The sequence below is a fragment of the Streptomyces sp. NBC_00727 genome (assembly GCF_045161745.1).
Classification (GTDB): domain Bacteria; phylum Actinomycetota; class Actinomycetes; order Streptomycetales; family Streptomycetaceae; genus Streptomyces.
The window spans coordinates 4,359,550-4,381,746 of sequence record NZ_CP108981.1; the positions used below are offsets into that span (position 1 = coordinate 4,359,550).

At 72.6% G+C, this 22,197-nt stretch carries 14 protein-coding genes; 9 read left to right on the top strand and 5 right to left on the bottom strand.

Annotation, left to right across the window (positions count from 1 at the left end; translation table 11 throughout):
- Window positions 1–47 precede the first annotated feature (47 nt).
- A complete protein-coding gene (locus OG242_RS19855; RefSeq protein ID WP_405899429.1) occupies window positions 48–1,172 on the top strand; it encodes a GuaB3 family IMP dehydrogenase-related protein in 1,125 nt (374 codons plus the stop codon).
- A gap of 82 nt (window positions 1,173–1,254) precedes the next feature.
- Here OG242_RS19855 and OG242_RS19860 read toward each other — a convergent pair whose 3' ends face one another.
- Together OG242_RS19860 and OG242_RS19865 are read right to left on the bottom strand one after the other, a co-directional pair.
- Complete coding sequence (locus tag OG242_RS19860) at window positions 1,255–1,785, bottom strand: hypothetical protein (protein ID WP_405899430.1); 531 nt, start codon at window positions 1,783–1,785, stop codon at window positions 1,255–1,257.
- Window positions 1,786–1,907: 122 nt separating this feature from the next.
- Window positions 1,908–3,170, bottom strand: a complete 1,263-nt coding sequence (locus OG242_RS19865; protein ID WP_405899431.1) for a nucleotide sugar dehydrogenase — start codon at window positions 3,168–3,170, stop codon at window positions 1,908–1,910.
- Window positions 3,171–3,417: 247 nt separating this feature from the next.
- On the opposite strand from OG242_RS19865, the gene OG242_RS19870 reads away from it, so the two are divergent.
- A complete protein-coding gene (locus tag OG242_RS19870; RefSeq protein ID WP_405899432.1) occupies window positions 3,418–5,124 on the top strand; it encodes a glycerol-3-phosphate dehydrogenase/oxidase in 1,707 nt (568 codons plus the stop codon).
- Window positions 5,125–5,259: 135 nt separating this feature from the next.
- Entirely contained in the window at window positions 5,260–7,164 is a 1,905-nt protein-coding gene (locus OG242_RS19875) for a protein kinase domain-containing protein (protein WP_405899433.1), read from the top strand.
- Between the two features lie 65 nt (window positions 7,165–7,229).
- On the opposite strand, the gene OG242_RS19880 is transcribed toward OG242_RS19875, so the two are convergent.
- Window positions 7,230–8,174: a hypothetical protein gene (locus OG242_RS19880; RefSeq protein ID WP_405899434.1), complete on the bottom strand. Its 945-nt coding sequence runs from the start codon at window positions 8,172–8,174 to the stop codon at window positions 7,230–7,232.
- Window positions 8,175–8,288: 114 nt separating this feature from the next.
- The gene (locus OG242_RS19885) at window positions 8,289–8,762 is read right to left on the bottom strand and encodes a hypothetical protein (protein WP_405899435.1); all 474 of its coding nucleotides are present in this window, start codon (window positions 8,760–8,762) and stop codon (window positions 8,289–8,291) included.
- Window positions 8,763–9,002: 240 nt separating this feature from the next.
- Between OG242_RS19885 and OG242_RS19890 the strand changes: the two genes are divergently transcribed.
- The 5 genes from OG242_RS19890 to OG242_RS19910 all read left to right on the top strand — a co-directional run bounded on the left by OG242_RS19890 (window position 9,003) and on the right by OG242_RS19910 (window position 19,586).
- Window positions 9,003–12,137: a protein kinase gene (locus OG242_RS19890; protein WP_405899436.1), complete on the top strand. Its 3,135-nt coding sequence runs from the start codon at window positions 9,003–9,005 to the stop codon at window positions 12,135–12,137.
- A gap of 106 nt (window positions 12,138–12,243) precedes the next feature.
- The gene (locus OG242_RS19895; RefSeq protein ID WP_405899437.1) at window positions 12,244–13,896 is read left to right on the top strand and encodes a serine/threonine-protein kinase; all 1,653 of its coding nucleotides are present in this window, start codon (window positions 12,244–12,246) and stop codon (window positions 13,894–13,896) included.
- A 171-nt stretch (window positions 13,897–14,067) separates the two neighbouring features.
- Window positions 14,068–15,693, top strand: a complete 1,626-nt coding sequence (locus OG242_RS19900; protein WP_405899438.1) for a succinic semialdehyde dehydrogenase — start codon at window positions 14,068–14,070, stop codon at window positions 15,691–15,693.
- Window positions 15,694–15,743: 50 nt separating this feature from the next.
- A complete protein-coding gene (locus tag OG242_RS19905) occupies window positions 15,744–17,570 on the top strand; it encodes a GMC oxidoreductase (RefSeq protein ID WP_405899439.1) in 1,827 nt (608 codons plus the stop codon).
- Between the two features lie 318 nt (window positions 17,571–17,888).
- On the top strand, window positions 17,889–19,586 hold the full coding sequence (locus OG242_RS19910; protein ID WP_405901665.1) for a peptidase: 1,698 nt from the start codon (window positions 17,889–17,891) through the stop codon (window positions 19,584–19,586).
- Between the two features lie 311 nt (window positions 19,587–19,897).
- On the opposite strand, the gene OG242_RS19915 is transcribed toward OG242_RS19910, so the two are convergent.
- Window positions 19,898–20,188 (bottom strand): chorismate mutase, encoded by a 291-nt coding sequence (locus OG242_RS19915; RefSeq protein ID WP_405899440.1) that lies wholly within the window; start codon window positions 20,186–20,188, stop codon window positions 19,898–19,900.
- 337 nt (window positions 20,189–20,525) lie between these two features.
- Here OG242_RS19915 and guaA point away from each other — a divergent pair, with 337 nt between their 5' ends.
- Window positions 20,526–22,112, top strand: coding sequence for a glutamine-hydrolyzing GMP synthase (gene guaA / locus OG242_RS19920; protein WP_405899441.1), 1,587 nt, complete (start codon window positions 20,526–20,528; stop codon window positions 22,110–22,112).
- Window positions 22,113–22,197: the final 85 nt, after the last annotated feature.

Below are 22,197 nucleotides of genomic sequence, written 5' to 3' on the forward strand. Positions count from 1 at the left end.
TCGGGGATACTGGACAGCGCAGACGCAGAGGGAAAGGCCACAACATCGTGACTGAGATCGAGATCGGGCGCGGCAAGCGCGGCCGCCGGGCATACGCATTCGACGACATCGCCGTCGTCCCGAGCCGCCGGACCCGCGACCCGAAGGAGGTCTCGATCGCCTGGCAGATCGACGCCTACCGCTTCGAGCTGCCGTTCCTGGCCGCCCCCATGGACTCCGTGGTGTCCCCGCAGCACGCCATCCGCATCGGCGAGCTCGGCGGCCTCGGCGTCCTCAACCTGGAAGGGCTGTGGACCCGGCACGCCGACCCGCAGCCGCTGCTCGACGAGATCGCCGAGATGCCCGTCGAGACCGCGACCCGCCGGCTCCAGGAGATCTACTCCGCCCCCATCCAGGAGGAGCTGATCGGCCAGCGCATCAAGGAGGTGCGCGACTCCGGCGTCGTCACCGCCGCCGCGCTCTCCCCGCAGCGCACCGCCCAGTTCTCCAAGGCGGTCGTCGACGCGGGCGTCGACATCTTCGTCATCCGCGGCACCACGGTCTCCGCCGAGCACGTCTCCGGCGCGGCCGAGCCGCTGAACCTGAAGCAGTTCATCTACGAGCTGGACGTCCCGGTGATCGTCGGCGGCTGCGCCACGTACACCGCGGCCCTGCACCTGATGCGTACGGGCGCGGCCGGTGTCCTCGTCGGCTTCGGCGGCGGCGCCGCGCACACCACGCGCAACGTGTTCGGCATCCAGGTCCCGATGGCGACCGCCGTCGCCGACGTGGCCGGTGCCCGCCGCGACTACATGGACGAGTCCGGCGGCCGGTACGTGCACGTCATCGCGGACGGCGGCGTCGGCTGGTCCGGCGACCTGCCGAAGGCCATCGCCTGCGGCGCGGACGCCGTGATGATGGGCTCCCCGCTGGCCCGCGCGACGGACGCCCCGGGCCGCGGCCGGCACTGGGGCATGGAGGCCGTCCACGAGGACGTGCCGCGCGGCAAGCTGGTGGACCTCGGCTCGGTCGGGACGACGGAGGAGGTCCTGACGGGCCCCTCGCACACCCCGGACGGCTCGATGAACATCTTCGGCGCCCTGCGCCGCGCGATGGCCACCACGGGCTACACCGACCTCAAGGAGTTCCAGCGCGTCGAGGTGACGGTGGCGGACTCGCAGCACCGCCGCTGAGTCCATTCGTACGTACGCCGGAGGGCCCGGACCGCAGTCGCGGTCCGGGCCCTCCGGCGTGTTCCGGCTGGGCGGGCCGGGACTAGTCGGCCATCTTGCGGGCGGTGGAGAACGCCACCACGGCGGCGATCGCGAAGAAGAGGAAGCTCATGGCGTCGGCAGCTTCCTTCCACGCGGTGTTCAGGTCGCCGAAGTGGTCGAACAGGACCTCCGTGACCGACATCCCGAACTGCTTGTTGATCATGATCGCGGCGCCCAGCATCTGGCCGAGGTAGACACCGAGCAGCGCGAAGGCGCCGCTGATGACCGGCAGGGCGGGGTTGCGGCCGCCGAGCTTGCCGGCCGCGAAGCCGACGATGGCACCGACACCCACGGCCGCGTAGCCGATCTCGTGCTCCGTGGCGCCGATGATCGCGCCGTAGATCCCGGCCGCGACGAGGGCCGCGACGAGCGCGACGACGGCACCGAGCGCGACGTTGTTGCGCGCCGGCGGGGCCGGGACGAACGGGGCGGGGGCGCCGAACGGCGCCCCGGGCTGCTGGCCGGCGAACGGGTTGCCGCCCTGGGGCTGGGCGTCGTAGGGCTGGTTCGGCGGTGGTACGGGCTGGCTCATGGTGAGTTCTCCCCCTGGGGACGTCTACGCACTGCTGTGCGATGAGTGACGCCGCAGGCTAGCAGCCGGTTCCGACATCGGCCCACCGAAATCCGTGGGGGAGCTGGGCTGAGGACCCGTCATCAGAGTCGGTGGGCGGCTCCGGCGGGGGTCGCGCCACGCGTGTCGAGGAGGAGTTGCGCCTTCACGGCGAGGCCCTGGAGGTCGTACGTACGGTGGTGCTGGAGCAGCACCGTGAGGTCCGCGCCGGCGGCGGCCTCGTAGAGCGAATCGGCGCGGGGGACGGGGAGTTGGCGGACGCGCCAGTCCAGGACGTGCGGGTCGTGGAAGCCGATCTGGGCGCCCATGTCCATCAGCCGGGTGGCGATCTCGCGGGCGGGGGAGGCCTCCTGGTCGGCGAGGTCGGGCTTGTAGGTGACGCCGAGGAGAAGAATTTTCGCGCCGCGCACCGCTTTCCCGTGTTCGTTGAGGAGGGTGGCGCAGCGCTGGATCACGTACTGCGGCATCCGGTCGTTGATCTCCTGCGCCAGCGAGACCATTCGCAGCGGCGGTCCGGGGGTGCGGCTGTTGTACGGGAGGTGGCCCGGGTCGACCGGGGCGCCGTGGCCGCCGACGCCGGGGCCCGGGCGGAACGGCTGGAAGCCGAACGGCTTGGTCTCGGCGCACCTGATGACGTCCCAGAGGTCGACGCCGAGGTCGTGGCAGAGCACCGCCATCTCGTTGACCAGGGCGATGTTGACGTGCCGGAAGTTGGTCTCCAGGACCTTCGTCATCTCGGCCTCGCGCGGCCCCTTGGCGCGGACCACCTTGTCGGTGAGCCGGCCGTAGAAGGCGGCGGCCGACTCGGTGCAGGCGGGGGTGAGGCCGCCGATGACCTTGGGGGTGTTGGTGTACACGTGGGTGCGGTTGCCGGGGTCGAGCCGGCTGGGGGAGTGCGCGAGGTGGAAGTCGCGCCCGCCGCGCAGCCCCGAGCCCTGCTCCAGGATCGGGAGCAGGAAGTTCTCCGTGGTGCCCGGGGGTACGGACGATTCCAGGAGGACCGTGGTGTGCGGGCGCAGCCGTGCGGCCAGGGCGCGGGCCGCGTCGGCGACGGCGCTCAGGTCGAGGGTGCGGTCGGGGCCGAGCGGGGTCGGCGCGCAGATCACGGCGGTGCGGACCCGGCCCAGCTCGGCCTGGTCGGTGGTGGGCCGGAAGCCCAGTGACAGCATGCGGCGGATGTCGGACGCCGGGAGCGATCCCTCGACCGGGGTGCGGCCGGCCGCGACCTCCGCGAAGGCGCGGGGGTCGGTGTCGTAGCCGATGGTCTGGATTCCGGCGTGGACGGCGGCCTGGGCGAGGGGCAGGCCGAGGTGACCGAGTCCGATGACGGCGAGGTCTGCAGGCACGTGGGTGGCCGTCCTTCCCTTAAGACCAGGAGACAGAAAGCGCAACCGCTGTGGACAGCGCTATGTCAGGTTAGGCGTAAATATGACCTGTATGTCGCATTGTCGGGGCGTTGTCGTCCGGGTGTTGTCCACAGGCGGTGGCTGAAGTCGCCGAGCGCGGACAGAATCGATCTGTGGGCACGGGCACCGAACGCACGATCGGGGCCGTTTTCCGTGCCGGACCACCCCGATCCACCGGGAGGCAGCAGTGAGGACAGCGACACTGGGACCCGCGGAGCGCGCCGAGGCGCTCGCCGCCATGGCCGAGCGCGAACTGGACGTGCTGGTCGTCGGGGCCGGCGTGGTCGGCGCCGGCACCGCGCTGGACGCGGTCACCAGAGGGCTCTCGACCGGCCTGGTCGAGGCGCGCGACTGGGCGTCCGGCACGTCGAGCAGGTCGAGCAAGCTGATCCACGGCGGCCTGCGCTATCTGGAGATGCTCGACTTCGCCCTCGTACGGGAGGCACTGAAGGAGCGCGGGCTGCTCCTCGAACGTCTGGCCCCGCACCTGGTGAAGCCGGTGCCCTTCCTCTACCCCTTGCAGCACAAGGGCTGGGAGCGGCTGTACGCCGGTTCCGGCGTCGCGCTGTACGACGCGATGTCGGTCTCCTCCGGGCACGGCCGGGGCCTGCCGGTGCACCGCCATCTCTCCCGCCGCCGGGCCCTGCGCGTCGCGCCGGCCCTGAAGCGGGACGCCCTGGTGGGGGCCCTGCAGTACTACGACGCCCAGATGGACGACGCCCGCTATGTGGCCACGCTGGTGCGCACCGCCGCCGCGTACGGCGCGCGGGTGGCGAACCGGGCGCGGGTGACCGGCTTCCTCCGGGAGGGCGAACGCGTCGTCGGCGCCCGCGTGGAGGACGCCGAGGCGGGCGGCACGTACGAGATCAGGGCCAAACAGGTGGTCAACGCGACCGGGGTCTGGACGGACGACACCCAGTCGCTGATCGGGGAGCGCGGCCAGTTCCACGTCCGCGCCTCCAAGGGCATCCACCTGGTCGTCCCCAAGGACCGCATCCACTCCTCGACCGGCCTGATCCTGCGCACCGAGAAGTCCGTGCTCTTCGTCATCCCCTGGGGCCGGCACTGGATCGTGGGCACCACGGACACCGACTGGGACCTGGACAAGGCGCACCCGGCCGCGTCCAGCGCCGACATCGACTACCTGCTGGAACATGTGAACTCGGTCCTGTCGACGCCCCTGACCAGGGACGACGTCGAGGGCGTCTACGCCGGCCTGCGGCCCCTGCTGGCCGGTGAGTCGGACGCCACCAGCAAGCTCTCCCGCGAGCACACCGTGGCCCACCCGCTGCCCGGACTCGTCGTCGTCGCGGGCGGCAAGTACACGACGTACCGGGTGATGGCGAAGGACGCCGTCGACGAGGCGGTGCACGGCCTGGACCAGCGGGTCGCGGACTGCGTCACCGAGGACGTCCCGCTGATGGGCGCCGAGGGCTACCGCGCGCTGTGGAACGCGCGCGCCAGGATCGCCGCCCGCACCGGACTGCACGTCGCCCGGGTGGAGCATCTGCTCAACCGGTACGGCTCGATGACCGAGGAGATCCTGGAGCTGGTCGTCGCCGACCCGGCCCTGGGCGAGCCGCTGCCGGCCGCCGACGACTATCTCAAGGCCGAGATCGTGTACGCCGCCTCGCACGAGGGAGCGCGTCACCTGGACGACGTACTGACCCGGCGCACCCGGATCTCCATCGAGACCTTCGACCGGGGCACCCGCTCGGCCAGGGTCTGCGCCGAGCTGATGGCGCCGGTCCTCGGCTGGGACGCCGGCCAGATCGACCGCGAGGTCGCGCACTACGAGAAGCGGGTCGAGGCCGAACGCGAGTCGCAGCGCCAGCCGGACGACCTGACGGCGGACGCGGCGCGACTGGGCGCGCCGGACATCGTGCCGCTCTGACGGGCGTTCAGCGGGGCTCAACGGACAGCGTCCCGGGCCCCGCCATCGCCGAGCCCAGGACCCGGCACCGGGGCCGGTCCCGGGGTGAGGGACAATGACAGCTCTGCCAGGGCGGGTTGATCGCAGAGGGGACGCATGTCGGAGGCGGAGCAGGCACGGGAGCCCCAACGGGACAAGGACGGACGGCTCCTTGCGGGGCGGTACCGGCTGGGGGAGGTGCTCGGCCGGGGCGGTATGGGCACGGTCTGGCGTGCCGTCGACGAGACACTGGGCCGCACGGTCGCGGTCAAGGAACTGCGATTCCCGTCGGCCATCGACGAGGACGAGAAGCGCCGGCTCATCACGCGTACGCTGCGCGAGGCCAAGGCGATCGCGCGCATCCGGAACAACGGCGCGGTCACGGTCTACGACGTGGTCGACGAGGACGACCGGCCGTGGATCGTCATGGAGCTCATCGAGGGCAAGTCGCTGGCCGAGGCGGTCCGCGAGGACGGTGTCCTGACGCCGAAGCGGGCCGCCGAGATCGGCCTCGCCCTCCTCGACGTGCTGCGCTCCGCGCACCGCGAGGGCATCCTGCACCGCGACGTGAAGCCGTCCAACGTGCTGATCGCCGAGGACGGCCGGGTCGTGCTGACCGACTTCGGCATCGCCCAGGTCGAGGGCGACCCGTCGGTCACCTCCACCGGCATGCTCGTCGGCGCCCCCTCGTACATCTCGCCGGAGCGGGCGCGCGGGCACAAGCCGGGACCGCCCGCCGACCTCTGGTCGCTCGGTGGCCTGCTGTACGCGAGCGTCGAGGGCTCCCCGCCGTACGACAAGGGCTCCGCCATCGCGACCCTGACCGCCGTGATGACCGAACCGCTGGACCCGCCGAAGAACGCGGGTCCGCTGGAGGAGGTCATCTACGGGCTGCTCACCCGCGACCCCGAGCAGCGACTCGACGACGCGGGGGCACGCGCCCTCCTCGACGACGTCATCAGCTCCTTCGAGCAGCCGGAGCGCCCGGCCCCGCCCCCGGCCGACGCCACGCAGGTGATGGCGCTGCCCAGAAGCGTCGCCGGCGCGGAGGCGGGCGAGGGCACCCGCGACCGGCTGCGCGGGGCGCTGCGCTCCGTGCGGAGCGCCCGGACCACGCCCGCCGCCGGTGCGGCCGCCGCGCCCGTCACCGCGCCGCCCGTACCGGCCCGGCCGACCCCGGCCCCCGGCGCCGCGTCCCCCTCCGGGGCGGTGCCGCCGCAGCGCCCGGCCTCCTCGCCGGTCACCGCGCCCCGGGCGTCCCTCACGGACGTGGTGCCGCGCCGCACCCTCGCGATCATCGCGGCCGTCATCGTGCTCGCCGTCCTCGGCACGGTGCTGGCCCTCACGCTCGGCGGGGGTGAGGACGACGCGGCCCGGGGTGGAACGCCTTCCGCCGCTTCCCCAGCGACCGGGAAGACCGCTTCGTCCCACGACGGGAAGGAGGGCGGCAAGGCGTCCGACGCGCCCGGTGACGGTGACAGTCCGGCCGCGTCGGGTTCCGGCGACGACGGAACGAAAGGCGACGACGGAACGAAAGGCGAGGACGGAACGAAAGGCGAGGACGGCGACGACAAGGCGGGGAACAAGCGTCCTCGGTCCACGCCGTACCAGCACGAGCAGGGCTTTTCCATCGGCTTGCCGAGCGGGTGGAAGTACCGGTCCACGGACGGGGCGGGGGCCCGGTTCACCGGACCGCACTCGCAACGGCTGCTGATCGGCTGGACTTCGACCCCCAAGGGTTCGCCGGTCGCGGACTGGACCGCGCAGGAGCGGGGGATGCGACGGTCCAACTACCATCGCGTCAAGATCGACGCGGTCGACTACCGCGGCTGGAAAACGGCGGACTGGGAGTTCACGTACACCGAGAACGGTGTGGCTCGCCATGCCGTGGACCGCGGATTCGTGGTCGGCCCCCGGTTGGGATACGGAATCATGTTCATGGCAAACGACGGGGACTGGGACTCGGTGGAGACGCGGCAGGTGCTGGCCACGTTCTTCAGTACGTTCCAGCCGAAGAAGTGACGCCCGCCCAGTGACGTCGCACCGGGTGGGGGCACGGAAGCCCGCCCCCACCCGGTGAAGCCGCCTCAGCTGTCGTTCCGGAGTATGGCTGCGGCATCCGCAAGCATTTTCTGCCGGCTGGCCAGCAGCGAAGCGAGCTCTGTCTTCTTGCCCTCGATCATTTTCCGCTGCACGGTGGACTCGGCGGCCAGCCACGTTTCCGTAAGTCCGACGCGCTGCTTGCACTCCACGTCCGCTGTTGCCACCGCGCGTTCCTCCGCGTCTGCCTCGGCGTCCGCGAATTGGGGGTCGTCGGTCACGGCGAGTGGTGACGCGTAGGTGAAACCCCGGGAGTGCATGCACCGGGACCACGCCGCGAACGACGCGACGACGCCTGGGTCCTTCAGGGAGCTCTTGTAGCTTTCCATGTCGATGCTCTGAGCCGCTTCACGTCCCGCGTTCGCCTGGTGCTCGGCGTAGATCCTGCGCCTGGCATCCGCGGAACAGCCGCCCAGCGGTACGGGCCGCCCCCGGTAGGCCGTGAGCTTCTCTCCGTCAGCGGCGACGCCCGAGAGCAGGGCGGCCTGACGTGGGCTGGGCTGCGGGAGGCCGGCCGGACCGGCCGTCGTCCCGGGCGGCAGCTGATACCCGTACCTCTGGGCCGATACAGGATCGAGAAGGCCGTAGCGCCGATTGCCGCCGGTGTCGCGGTCGTTGGGAGGGGCGACGCCGGGGGATGGCATCGGAGGCTCGCCGAAGTCCTGGAGGCAGGAGTTGCGCACCTTGCTTTCCGCCTTGTTCAGGACGGCCTTCTCCTCGACCGTCACCGAGTACTTCGCCAGGGGGAGCGAGGCGGCGATGTCGAGGTCGGCCGGCTTCGTGCCTGTGGGCTCCCCGGGGCGCGCGGACGCCGAGGGGCGGCCGTCGTCGGCGGGGCGGGAGGCCGTGGACGTGTCGTCGCAGGCACTCACGCCGGTCAGCGCAAGGAGGACCCCCAGGCCGGCGGCGGAGACGGTGAGCGTACGGCTCAAGACTTTCCTCTCTTGTGTTCCGGCGCGCATGCCGAAGTGGCCGGGCGGCCGGAGGTGCCGGAACGGCGCAGGGCGGCTCCGGCACCGGTCACCCGGGCAGGGGGCGCGTGCTCGTCACCACTCGAAGCAGTTGGACGGATGATCTGCCCACAGCCCCGCCACCATCTTCACCGAGGCGTTCTCGTTGTAGGTGCGTATGAGCTTCGGGCCGATCTTCCACTGCAGTTCGTTACTGAGGAAGGTGTCGCACGGGCCGGCGTAACCGCTGTTGTAGTACACGGTGCCGGAGGACGGGTAGAAGCTGTTGTCTGCTCGGAACTGGGCCGACGCGGCGTTGTTCTTGACGAGCTGCCCGCTGCCCGCCGAGGAGCCGGAAGGGTATCTGTACCCGGCCAGGTTGGAGATGCTGGCCGAGATCTTGAAGTTAGTGCCCTTGTTCTCGCTGTTGTAGAAGAGCAGCAGGCACGGACGGTCGGTGTAGCACGTCCCCGTGGTGGCGGCGGATGCGGGAGCCGCACCGATCAGGGCCGCTCCGGCCGCGAGGGAGAGGGCGCCGGCGACGGCGGTCAGGCGTTTTGCTGCGGACATGGTCACTCCTTGACGATTCGTCATGTCGGTCGATACGCCGAAGATCGTAACGGCGCCCCGGGACAAACGCTCGGTCCCGTCCATCAGTTGCACTGTCCGGTCGGCGAGGAGCGGCACAGGCACGTACGCTGAAGGCGGGCCGGTGTGGTCGCTGTTCCGGCACCGCATTTCGGGCGCACGTGACGGGTGATCGGATGCCGGTCTTCGTGACCGGGGGACAGCGCGCTCTGGGGAGGTGGCGTGGACGACTACGCGGGTCGGGTGCTTGCCGACCGCTACCGCCTTCCGCTGCCCCCGTCCGACGCGTACGACCTCGTCGAGACGCGAGCCTTCGACACGTACAGCGGGCAGGAAGTCCTGGTCCGCCAGGTGCCGCTGCCCGAGGTGGTGGACGCGGAGTTCGTCGAGGGCGACGGGCGAGCGTCCGCCGCGCCGAGCGCCGTCCGGCGGCCCGCGGACCCGGCCGTGCGGCGCGCCATCGAGGCCGCCCAGGCGGCGGCCCAGGTACCCGACCATCCGCGCCTCGACCAGGTCTTCGACGTCTTCGCGGAAGCGGGATCGCTCTGGATAGTGAGCGAACTCGTCGCGTCCCGCCCACTGGCGGCCATGCTCGCGGAACGCCCGCTCAACCCGTACCGGGCCGCGGAGATCGGCTCCGACGTGCTCACCGCGCTCCGCGTGCTGCACGCGCACGGCTGGACCCACCGCAACATCACCGTACGCACGGTGCTCGTCTGCGACGACGGCCGCGTCGTCCTCACCGGCCTCGCCGCCGGGGCGGCCGAGGAGGCGCTGTGCGGCTACAGCCCGGTGCCGCGCCCCGAGGACGGGGAGCCGGACGAGGACGGCCACGGCGGCCCCGCCGTCGAGACCGGCCCCACCGGGCCCTACGTACCGCCCGCCCCCGACGCCGGCCGGCTGCCGGCGTCGCGCGGCCCCGCCGCGATCGAGTCGGGCCCGTACGGCGGGGCGGCGCCCGCCGCCGCCACGGACAGCGCGGCCCGCGCCCGGGCCGCCGCGATCGCCGCGTACCGCGCGGGCACCCGCGCGGCGGGGGCGGCGCTGCCGCCGGGGACGCGCGAGGGCGCGCCGGGGCGCGGGGGTCCGCAGGGGGCGGACGAGGCGTACGGGGACGGTCCGGATTCGGCCTTTGGGGTGGGGCCCTGGGGTGCGGGTTCGCAGGGGGCGGACGAGGCGTATGGGGGCGGTCCGGATTCGGCCTTTGGGGTGGGGCCCTGGGGTGCGGGTTCGCAGGGGGCGGACGAAGCGTACGGGGATGACTCGGGTGCGCCGTCGGGTGCCTGGAGTGTCGGCCCGCCGCAATGGGACGAGGACCCGGATGCCGTGGACGGCCCCGGCCGCCCGTGGTGGGACGGCCCGCAGGCGCGGGACGACGAGGACGGGGACGACCCGGACGCGGCGTCCGGCCCCGGGCCCTGGAGTGCCCTTCCGCCGGCGCGGGACGACGAGTACGGCGACGAGCGGGACGACGCGTCGGAGCCGGCTCGCTCCCGGAGCACCCCGCCGCACCCCCGCCCCGAACTGCCTCAGCTGCCCGGCGGCTGGGTGCGGGACCCCGACGCGCCTGGGCCTTACGGCCAAGTGCCGCCCTACGACGCCGACCCCTACGACGACGAGGACGACGAGGACGACGACGGCGGGCCCCCGCCGCGACGGCTGCACCTGACCGGTACGTGGGACGACGGCCCCGCTGCCGGGCGCCCCGTCCCGGCGGGCGGCTCCCGCGAGGACGCGCTGCGCGCCGACGCGGCGCGCAGGGGTGCGGCCCCCGGCGGGCGCGCCGAACTGCCGCCGGCCGGCCGCGACGCGTACGGCCGCGACGCCTCCGGCCGTCAGACGGCCGGTCGCGGGGACGCCCGGCGCGCCGAACTGCCGCCGGCCGGCCGCGATCCGTACGGCACCGAGCCGCGCGGCCGCGACGCCCACGCCCCCGACACCGCAGGGCGCGAGGCCCCCTCCTCGCGGTGGGACGACGACTCCGAGGCCCCGGGCGGGTCCGGGTACCACGGTCCCGCCACCGCGCTCGCCGCCGAGCGGGCCCGGCAGGCGCGGATCGCCGTGGTCGGGGCCGTCACCGAGCGCTGGGCGCCCGAGCAGGCCGGGCCCGTGCACGGGAACTGGCAGCTGGCGCCGCCCATCGGGCCCGCCACCGATCTGTGGGCCCTGGGCGCGCTGCTGTTCCGTGCCGTGCAGGGGCACGCGCCCTACCCGGAGGACAGCGCGGCCGAGCTGGTCCAGATGGTCTGCGGCGAGCCGCCCGCCTTCGCCGAGGAGTGCGGGGCGCTGCGCCCGGTCGTCGAGTCGCTGCTGCGCCAGGACCCGACCGAGCGGCCCGACGTGGAGGAGCTGAGCGGCTGGCTGCGCTCCCTCGTACGGTCGGCGCCGGAACCGGAGGCCGGGCTCGACGTCGTGATGATGCCCGCCGAGGACGCCACACGGCTGCCCGTCGTACGCCGGCGCGGCGAGCTCGTCCGCAAGCGGCGCGCCCGTCGCGGCGGCGGGACGCACGCCCGGCACCGGCAGACCCGGGACGCCGTGGACCGGACCGCCGTCACGCACCACGAGCCACGGCTGAAGGAGCCCCGCCGGCCCCGGGAGCCCCGTGAGCCGCGCGAGCCCCGCGCGCTGCGGCAGGGCGAGCAGCCGCGCCGCCTCGGCCGGACCCTGCTCGTCCTGATCCTGCTGGTGCTCGTCGGGGCGATCGCGTACGCGGTGCTGTTCATGCCCAGGTCCGGCGAGGACGGCGAGGACAAGGGGACCGGCGCCACCCCCTCCCGTACAGCCTCCGCACCACCGGTCTCCGCGACGCCCGAGCCCACGACCGGCGCGTCGAAGAAGCCGTCACCCGCCAAGTCCTCCGGGGCGCAGAAGCCGCAGACCAGCCGGTCCGCCGCCGCGCTCGCGCCCGGGTACACACTGCGCGAGGACGCCGAGGGATTCGAGGTCGGGCTGCCCAAGGGCTGGCAGCGCAGCCCGGCCAACGCGGAGCAGCAGGTCCGCTACGGCAGCGACGGCTTCAGCGTGCTCATCGTCCCCGGCCGCGACACCGCCAAGGCCAACGGCAGCGATCCGCTCGACTACCAGCGGGACAAGGAGCCGGAGTTGAAGCCGTTCCGGGACTCCAGCTGGTCCTCGGCGAGCGGGCTGCGCCGTACGGACGTGGGCCGACAGGCCATGGCGGAGGGTCAGTTCACCTGGCAGGACGCCAACGGCCGCGAGGTGTACGTGCGCAACCTCGTGATGCTCGTCGGCGGGCGCTACCACGTCCTCCAGGTCATCGGCCCGGAGGACGAGCGCGACCGGATCACCGAGATCTACCAACAGGCCAGTCTTTCCTACCGGGTGACGGGCTGAATCGCGGGATCTGCGTCACAGTGCGGTCTCGTGGGCGATGCGAGGTTCCGTGGCCGCGCGTCCCCTCCGTAACCTGTCTTCCGGAGCAACGGGGGCGGGGACACAGGTGGATCGATCACAGGGCACGGAAGCGGGGCTGTTGCTGGCCGGGAGGTACCGGCTGGGCGACGTACTCGGACGCGGCGGTATGGGCAAGGTGTGGCGTGCCCACGACGAGGTGCTGCACCGCACGGTGGCCGTCAAGGAGCTGACCGCCGGCCTGTACGTGGCCGAGTCGGACCGGATCGTGCTGCACCAGCGGACGCAGAAGGAAGCCCGCGCGGCGGCCCGGATCACCCACCCCGGCGTCGTCACCGTCCACGACGTCGTCGAGTACGACAACCGGCCGTGGATCGTCATGCAGTACGTCGACGGCCCGTCGCTCGCCGACCGGGCCAAGGAGTCCGGCGGCGAGATCGACGCGCGCGAGGCCGCCCGCATCGGGCTGCACGTGCTGGGCGCCCTGCGCGCCGCGCACGGGGCCGGGGTGCTGCACCGCGACGTGAAGCCGGGCAACGTGCTGCTCGCCCGGGACGGCCGGGTCCTGCTCACCGACTTCGGGATCGCCGCGATCGAGGGCGACTCCACCATCACCAGGACCGGTGAACTCGTCGGCTCCATCGACTACCTGGCGCCCGAGCGGGTACGCGGCGGCGACCCGGGCCCCGCGTCCGACCTCTGGTCGCTGGGCGCCACGCTGTACACGGCCGTCGAGGGGCGTTCGCCGTTCCGCCGGACGTCCCCCATATCGACGATGCAGGCCGTCGTCACCGAGGAACCTCCGCCGCCCACCAGGGCCGGGGCGCTCGCCCCCGTCATCACCGCGCTGCTGCGCAAGGAGCCGGAGGACCGCCCGTCGGCGGCGGAGACCGAGCGGATGCTCCTGGAGGCCATGGAGGGCCGTGCACCCCGGGCCGCCCAGGCGTTCGTCCCGACGCAGCAGGTCTCCGAGGAGATGCTGCGCGGGGGCACCGCCGTACTGCCCCGGCCCGGCCCCGCCGTACTGCCCGCGCCCGCGCCGGCACCGGCCCCGGCCGCCCGCCGCAGCCGGTGGCGTACGACCGTCCTGGTCATCGCCCTGGCCGCGCTGCTCGGCGGCGGCGCGGGGACAGCCGCGATGCTGTACGCGCACCGCACGGAGGCGGCCGGTTCCACGACCGGCGGCACGGCCTCGCACGGGACCCGGACCCCGGATCCGGCCAGGTCGACGCCGACGCCGACCCCGACGCCCACGCCGAGCCCCACGGGGGACCTCGCGACGCAGGACGTGCCGGACGGCTGGCGGCGCGTCGTGGACCCGTCCGGGTTCAGCGTGCTGCTGCCGGAGGGCTGGAAGCGCGTGGTCAACGAGAACAACATCGACTACACCCCCGACGGCGGCGTGCACTACCTCCGGATCAGCGCCGACCCGGCCCCCGACTACGACCACCCCTACGACCACATGATCGGGCTGGAGGAGCAGCTGAGCACCCGGCTGCCGGACTACCGACGGTTGGAGCTGAACAGCAACGTCTACCGCGACCACGTCGGGTCCGTCTGGGAGTTCACCTGGACCGAGAAGAACGGCGAGGCGCGGCACGCGATCGACCAGATGTACCTCGCGCAGGACGGCGGCCCGGAGTACGCGCTCTACATGACGGGCCCGGCGGACGACTGGGACGAGACCCGCGACCGGTTCAACGCGATCCTCCGCAGCTGGCGCCCCCCGGCCGAGCAGTAGACCCTGAGCCGAGCGGTAGACCCTGAGCCGAGCGAACGCCCCTGATCAGGGCTTATGCCGCCAGTGATCGCTGGCTGAGTCGGCGGGCGGGTGGCGGGACTCCGGGAGAGACGGTGAAAAGCTGTTACCCACGGGTACCCAAAGCCTTCCGGCCGACGTACTCTCGCCCTCATGACGGACTCGCAGGCCCTCACGTCCCCCGCCGCCACTGTCGGCACCAACCCCGTGGCCGCCGCCCCCGCGGGCGTGCGTACGGCCGCCGATGTCGTGACGCCCGAGGTGATCGCCCAGCTGACGCGCGGCGTCGTCGGCTCCGGCCGGACCGCCAACCACACGCCGTTCACCGGCGAGAAGCTGGCCGACCTGCCCGAGTCCACGCCCGAGGACGTGGCCACCGCCTTCGAGCGGGCCCGCGCCGCCCAGCCCGCCTGGGCCGCTCTGCCCGTCCGGACCAGGGCCGCCGTGCTCCTGCGCTTCCACGACCTGGTCATCGGCCGCCAGTCCGAGGTCCTCGACCTCATCCAGCTGGAGACCGGCAAGGCCAGGCTGCACGCCCACGAGGAGGTCCAGGCGGTCGCCGTCGCCGCCCGGCACTACGGCCGCAAGGCGGTCGCGTACCTGAAGCCGAAGCGGCACACCGGTGTCGTACCGACCCTCACCAAGGTCACCGAGCTGCGCCAGCCGCGCGGTGTCATCGGCCAGATCGCCCCCTGGAACTACCCCTTCGAGCTGTCCGTCGGCGACGCGCTGCCCGCCTTCGTCTCCGGCAACGCCGTGGTGATGAAGCCCGACACCGAGACCGCGCTGACCGCCCTGTGGGCCCGCGACCTCCTGATCGAGGCGGGGCTGCCGCCGGAGGTCTTCCAGGTCGTCCTCGGTGACGGACCCGTCGTCGGCCCCGAGGTCGTCAGCCACGCCGACTACGTCTCGTTCACCGGCTCCACCCGCACCGGCCGCGAGGTCGCCCAGGGCGCGGCGGCCCGGCTCGTCGGCGTCTCGCTGGAGCTCGGCGGCAAGAACGCCATGCTGGTGCTGGCGGACGCCGACGTGGAGAAGGCCGCCGCCGGCGCCGTCCGCGCCTGCTTCTCCTCGGCCGGCCAGCTCTGCATCTCCATCGAGCGGCTGTACGTCCACGAGTCGGTCGCCGACGACTTCGTGGAGCGGTTCGCCGCCCGTACGAAGGCGATGCGGCTCGGCAACTCCCTCGCGTACGGCGCGGACATGGGCTCACTGGTCGGCGAACGCCAGCTGGAGACCGTCAGCCGCCATGTCGCCGAGGCCGTCGAGAAGGGCGCCAAGCTGGTGGCCGGCGGGGTCGCCCGCCCCGACATCGGCCCGCTCTTCTACGAGCCGACGATCCTGGACGGCGTCGAGGCGCCCATGGCCGTCTGCACCGAGGAGACCTTCGGCCCGGTCGTCTCCCTCTACCGCTTCCGCGACGAGGACGAGGTCGTGGAGCTGGCCAACGCGACCCCGTACGGCCTGAACTCCAGCGTCTGGACCAAGGACTCCAAACGCGGCCACCGCGTCGCCGCCCGGCTGCGCACCGGCACGGTCAACATCAACGAGGGGTACGCCCCCGCGTACGGCAGCGTGCAGTCACCGATGGGCGGCATGAAGGACTCCGGTCTCGGCCGCCGCCACGGCTCGGAGGGCATCCTCAAGTACACGGAGGCCCAGACCGTCGCCCAGCAGCGGCTGATCCCGCTCGCCCCGTCCTTCGGGATGGACGACGAGAAGTACGCGGCGTTCATGAGCCGCAGCCTGAAGGCGATGAAGGCCTTCCGCCTGCGCTGACGCCCCCGCACCCCCGCACCACTTCTGTCCTTTCCGTACCGAGGAGTGCCATGTCCCAGGACAGCCATGCCCAGAATCAGGACCGGCCGGCCGGGGCGGCCGACGACGACGCCGCGTACGACTACGACGTGATCGTCGTCGGTTCCGGCTTCGGCGGTGCGGTCTCGGCGCTGCGGCTGAGCGAGAAGGGGTACCGGGTCGGCGTCCTGGAGGCGGGCCGCCGCTTCACCCCGGGCACCCTGCCGAAGAACTCCTGGGACCTGAAGAACTACCTCTGGGCGCCCGCCCTCGGCCTCTTCGGCATCCAGCGCGTGCACCTGCTCGGCAAGGTGATGGTGCTGGCCGGCGCCGGGGTGGGCGGCGGCTCGCTGAACTACGCCAACACGCTGTACGTGCCGCCCGCGCCGTTCTTCGAGGACCGCCAGTGGGCGCACATCACGGACTGGCAGGACGAGCTGAAGCCGTACTACGACCAGGCCAAGCGGATGCTCGGGGTCCGGCTCAACCCCACGACGACCCCGTCCGACGTCCACCTCAAGGCGACCGCCGAGGCCATGGGCGTCGGCGACACCTTCCACCTCGCCCCGGTCGGCGTCTTCTTCGGCGACGGCGAGGACGCGGACGGCACGGCGCGCGCCGAGCCCGGCGGGACGGTGGCGGACCCGTACTTCGGCGGTGCGGGCCCGGCCCGCAAGGCGTGCACCGAGTGCGGCGAGTGCATGACGGGCTGCCGCCACGGCGCGAAGAACACCCTCAACGAGAACTACCTCCACCTCGCCGAGAAGGCCGGCGCGGTCATCCACCCCATGACCTCCGTCATCGGTGTCACCGAGCACCCCGACGGCGGCCACCGCGTCGCCACCGTGCCCACCGGCCGCCGGAGGAAGGCGAAGCCCACGGTGCTGCGCGCCCGCAAGGTGGTCGTCGCGGCGGGCACGTACGGCACCCAGACCCTGCTGCACACCATGAAGGACAAGGGACTGCTGCCCCGGCTCTCCACGAGGCTCGGCGAGCTGACCCGTACCAACTCCGAGGGCCTCGTCGGCGCGCAGACGTCCGACCGGCGCTACCGCAAGAAGCACGGGACGAAGCCCGACTTCACCAAGGGCGTCGCCATCACCTCGTCGATCCACCCCGACGAGAACACCCACATCGAGCCCGTCCGCTACGGCAAGGGCTCCAACGCCATGGGCGGCATGACGATTCTCCAGGTGCCCTTCAGCACCCACCGGGTCCTCGCCTGGTTCGGGAACCTGGCCAAGCACCCCACGCTCGCCGCCCGCTCGCTCTCCAACCGGCGCTGGTCGGAGCGGACCATCATCGGGCTCGTCATGCAGTCGCTCGACAACTCCCTGACCGCGTACCGCAAGCCGAGCGGCATCGGCAAGGGCCTGCTCACCGCCCGCCAGGGCCACGGCGCGCCCAACCCGACGCAGATAGCCGAGGCGACCCAGAGCGCCTCGCTGCTCGCGGACGAGATCAACGGCTTCCCCGGGTCCAACATCGGCGAGCTGATGGGCACCCCGCTCACCGCCCACTTCCTCGGCGGCTGCCCCATCGGTGCCGACGCGGAGGAGGGGGTCATCGACCCGTACCACCGGCTGTTCGGGCACCCGGGCATCTCCGTCGTGGACGGCTCGGCGGTCTCCGCGAACCTCGGCGTCAACCCGTCTCTGACGATCACCGCCCAGGCGGAGCGGGCCATGTCGTTCTGGCCCAACAAGGGCGAGCCGGACCCGCGCCCGGCGCAGGGTGAGGCGTACGAGCGGCTGGCGGCGGTGGAACCGCAGGCTCCGGCGGTCCCGAAGGAGGCGTTCGGCGCGCTGAGGCTGCCGTTCCTGGGGATACCGGCGGTGCCGCCGAAGGAGAAGGCGTAACAGCCCGGGAACAGCAGAAGGGGCTGCACCCCCCTCCCAGTGCAGCCCCTCAGGCTGTAACCGGTCCGTCGCACAACAACCGACAACCGGTGTTCCGCATGCATGACCTGCCGGACGCCCCGATGGTTGTCCTCGTACTGACGAAATCCTTATGTGAGCTGGATCACTTCACCCGTCGTGCTCGATCCGTGATCTGATTCCGGGCAACTTTTCCCGGGCGCCCCTGGTCGTACCCCCTGTCGCCGCCCCAGCGGTCACACAGTTCCCGACGACCCCGAAGGCCCCGAGATGAGAAGCACGATCCCGTTCCGCCGTGCGATGGGCGTCCTGGCCTCGGCCGGTCTGCTGGCCGCCGGAACGCTCACCACGGCCGGCCCCGCCCAGGCCGCCGGCCCCGAGTTCACGATCGGCGGCCCCGCCGAGACGGCCCTGCACCCGTACCCGGCCGCGGGCTCCCCGCAGAAGGCGAGCCTCGACCTCACGCTCACCAACCCGTCCGAGGACGAGGAGAACGGCGCCTACCAGGGCGAGTACACCGTGCGCTTCGACTTCGGGAAGCTGGCCGGTGTCGCGGACGTGGCCTTCGGCGAGGACGGCAGCCTGGACTGCGAGCGGACCGGAACCACCGCCGTCTGCCACGACTACGGGATCTGGCCCGGCCTGAGCACCCTGGCCGAGCTCGAGGTCAGCGCCGCCAAGGGCAGCAAGGACGGAGACTCCGGCACCATCGCGGTCACCGCGGAGGCGGAGGGCGCCACCTTCCGGCCGTTCACCGCGCGCGTCTCCGTCGGCGGTCCCGACCTGTCGATGAAGCGGCTGCCGCTGAAGACGAAGCTGAAGCCCGGCGACAGCCAGCCGGTGCCCGTCACCTTCACGAACAACGGCACACGGGCCGCCCGGGGCGTCCTGCTCACGCTGCTCAACACGCGCGGCCTGGAGTTCACCGAGCGCTACCAGAACTGCGAGTACAGCGAGGACGACCTGGGCATGGGCAGCCCCGGCGCCTGGACCACCGCGCTCTGCACGTTCCCCGGCAGCTACGAGCCCGGCGCCACGTACACGCTGGCGGAGCCGCCCGTCCTGCGGGCCACCGAGCGCGCGTTCTACGACAGCTTCATCTACCGGATCAACGAGGACGGCACCGACGCCCGCGCCGCGCAGCGGGCCGGCGCCCGCTTCAGCCCCGGCAAGGGCGCGCAGCTGGCCCTGCGCAAGGCTCCGGCCGTCCGCTCGGCCGACCTCGACCCGGCCGACAACCAGCAGGAAGCCGACTTCCAGACCACGAACACCGCCGACTTCGCGGCCTACGGCGACCGGGCCGAGGGCAAGGAGGGCGACATCGTCGACGTCACCCTGGGCTTCCGCAACAAGGGGCCCGCCTGGATCGGCTACATCCGCTCCGGCGAGTCCGTCGCCACCGTCGACTTCACCCTTCCCGACGGCACCTCCGTCGCCGGCAAGCCGGACATCTGCCGGGGTGTGACCGAGGACGGCGACTACCTGGAGGACCAGAAGAAGGCCCGGCGCTACTTCTGCTCCACGCCCATGTCCGTACGCGAGGACGCGGACTTCGCCCTGCCGTTCCGGCTGAAGATCGTCACGGCGGAGGCCGGGGCGACCGGCGACGTCGTCGTCCGCAACACCCACCTCCAGGCCCCGTCGCTGCCCTTCGACCCCGAGCCCGGCAACAACAAGGCGTCCGTGGTGCTCAACGCCGAGGACGGGCACACCACGACGGGCGGCTCCGGCTCCGGCGGCTCCACGGCCACGGGCGGCGGGTCCACCGGCGGTTCCGGCTCCACCGGCGCCACGACCGGATCCGGCTCGGGTTCGGGCGGCTCGTCCTCCTCGTCCGGCACGAGCGGTACGACGGGGTCCGGTTCCGGTTCCGGCGGCTCCGGCGGCGCGCTGGCCTCGACGGGGACCGTCGCGCTCGCGGCGTCCGGCGCGGCGCTCGTCGCGCTGCTCGCGGGTGGCGTGCTGTTCACGGTGTCGCGGCGGCGCGCGACGCGCTGAGGTCCGTACACACAGAAGCGGCCGGCCCCGGGCGTCCCCGGAGCCGGCCGTTTCCTGGAGCGACCGGTTGGACGGTCCCTCCGAGTGACCGGGCTGCTGTCCCCTGCCGACCGGTCACGCACGCCGGTGCGCGGTCCCACGGCGTACCACGCGGTACGCCACGCACCCCGGCGGAGCCACATGTGGTTCCCATCGAGAGCCCGCCCCTGGCTGGCACGGACACCGGGACCAACGAAGCCGCGCCGGGCCCGGTCACGCGCCGTACGGGTGAGACTCCGCCCGAACTGGGATACGGCGGGGGAGCGCCGGACTCAGACCCGGCCGCGGCACAGCTCCAGCAGCGTCATCGCCAGCGAGGTGCCCGGCTTGCCCAGCGCGTCCCGGTAGCGGCCCAGGATCTCCATCTCGCGGGACAGGTTGACCCGGCGGCCGCCCGAGGTCATCCGGGCCTCCTGGATCACCGCGGAGACGGCCATCCGCTCCTGGACGAGACCGATGATCCGGTCGTCGAGGGTGTCGATGCGGGTGCGGGCGTCACCGATCAGGGACGCGGCCTCGTCGGTGCGGGCGCCGGTGGTCTCGGTGCTGGTGGTGCTGCTCATGACGGTCTCCCGGTGAGATGCGGCACCCCGGGGGCCGGACGGGCCCGGAACGCAGAACGCCCCGGGCCTGTCGGCCCGGGGCGCCTGGAACGTTGCTTGTCAGTTGCTCAAGCAGCACGACCATGGCAGCCGGCGGGCCGGATGCCATAGGTAAAGACGAAGGTCGTGTGCTGACGCATGGGGACAGTATGGCCCCACCCCGGCCCCGGGCCCACCACGGGCCCGGATCGTGAGACGGCCCACGTCCGCCGGTGGCCGCCCGGACCGGGGCAGGTCACTTCCGGCCACCGGTAGAATTGGAGGACCGACCCCTCTCCACCGCCGGAAGGCCGCTCCCGTGCCAGCAGCACCCCCCGCCGCCCCCGACACCACCACCGACGTGGTCCTGGTAGTCGACTTCGGCGCGCAGTACGCCCAGCTCATCGCCCGCCGCGTCCGTGAGGCCCGGGTCTACAGCGAGATCGTGCCGTCCACGATGCCGGTGGCCGAGATGCTGGCCAAGAACCCCCGGGCGATCATCCTGTCCGGCGGCCCCTCGTCCGTCTACGCCGAGGGCGCGCCCTCGCTGGACCGCGCACTGTTCGAGGCCGGGGTCCCCGTCTTCGGCATGTGCTACGGCTTCCAGCTGATGGCGACCACGCTGGGCGGCACCGTCGACGACAACGGCGCCCGCGAGTACGGCCGCACCCCGCTCACCGTCTCCAAGTCCGGCTCCACCCTCTTCGAGGGCACCCCGGACGAGCAGTCGGTGTGGATGTCGCACGGCGACGCCTGCTCCGCCGCCCCCGAGGGCTTCACCGTCACCGCGTCCACGGATGTCGTCCCGGTCGCCGCCTTCGAGAACGACGAGAAGAAGCTCTACGGCGTCCAGTACCACCCCGAGGTCATGCACTCCACGCACGGCCAGCTGGTCCTGGAGCACTTCCTGTACAGGGGCGCGGGCATCGAGCCCACCTGGACCACGGGCAACGTGATCGAGGAGCAGGTCGCCGCGATCCGCGCCCAGGTCGGCGACAAGCGCGCCATCTGCGGGCTCTCCGGCGGCGTGGACTCCGCCGTGGCCGCCGCCCTCGTCCAGAAGGCCATCGGCTCCCAGCTCACCTGCGTGTACGTCGACCACGGCCTGATGCGCCAGGGCGAGACCGAGCAGGTCGAGAAGGACTTCGTCGCCGCGACCGGCGCGAAGCTGAAGGTCGTCGACGCCGAGAAGCGCTTCCTCGACGCCCTGGCCGGCGTGTCCGACCCGGAGCAGAAGCGGAAGATCATCGGCCGCGAGTTCATCCGCGTCTTCGAGCAGGCCCAGCTGGAGATCCTCCAGGAGGACGGCCCCGAGGTCGCCTTCCTCGTCCAGGGCACGCTCTACCCGGACGTCGTGGAGTCCGGCGGCGGCACCGGCACCGCCAACATCAAGTCCCACCACAACGTGGGCGGCCTCCCCGAGGACATCGAGTTCCAGCTCGTCGAGCCGCTGCGCCAGCTGTTCAAGGACGAGGTCCGGATGGTCGGCCAGGAGCTCGGCCTGCCCGACGAGATCGTCCAGCGCCAGCCCTTCCCCGGCCCCGGCCTCGGTATCCGCATCGTCGGCGAGGTCACCAAGGACCGGCTCGACCTGCTGCGCGAGGCCGACGCCATCGCCCGCGAGGAACTGACCGCCGCCGGCCTGGACCGCGACATCTGGCAGTGCCCGGTGGTCCTGCTCGCGGACGTCCGCAGCGTCGGCGTCCAGGGCGACGGCCGCACCTACGGCCACCCGATCGTGCTGCGCCCGGTCTCCTCCGAGGACGCCATGACCGCCGACTGGTCGCGGCTGCCCTACGAGACCCTCGCCAAGATCTCCACCCGCATCACCAACGAGGTCGCCGACGTCAACCGCGTGGTGCTCGACGTGACGAGCAAGCCGCCGGGGACCATCGAGTGGGAGTGACCGTTCCCGCTTTAAGTGACCGCTGCCGCCGCCCGGCGTACCGGGCGGCGGCAGCGTCGTTTCCCCGGCTTCGCGGCCGCCGGAA

Bases quoted from the DNA above. Each gene is read 5' to 3' on its own strand.
- OG242_RS19875 (WP_405899433.1), top strand. From the start codon at position 5,260: ATGTCGGAGGCGGAGCAGGCACGGGAGCCCCAACGGGACAAGGACGGA.
- OG242_RS19910 (WP_405901665.1), top strand. From the start codon at position 17,889: ATGGGCGTCCTGGCCTCGGCCGGTCTGCTGGCCGCCGGAACGCTCACC.
- OG242_RS19905 (WP_405899439.1), top strand. From the start codon at position 15,744: ATGTCCCAGGACAGCCATGCCCAGAATCAGGACCGGCCGGCCGGGGCG.
- OG242_RS19860 (WP_405899430.1), bottom strand. From the start codon at position 1,785: ATGAGCCAGCCCGTACCACCGCCGAACCAGCCCTACGACGCCCAGCCC.
- OG242_RS19885 (WP_405899435.1), bottom strand. From the start codon at position 8,762: ATGTCCGCAGCAAAACGCCTGACCGCCGTCGCCGGCGCCCTCTCCCTC.
- OG242_RS19900 (WP_405899438.1), top strand. From the start codon at position 14,068: ATGACGGACTCGCAGGCCCTCACGTCCCCCGCCGCCACTGTCGGCACC.
- OG242_RS19915 (WP_405899440.1), bottom strand. From the start codon at position 20,188: ATGAGCAGCACCACCAGCACCGAGACCACCGGCGCCCGCACCGACGAG.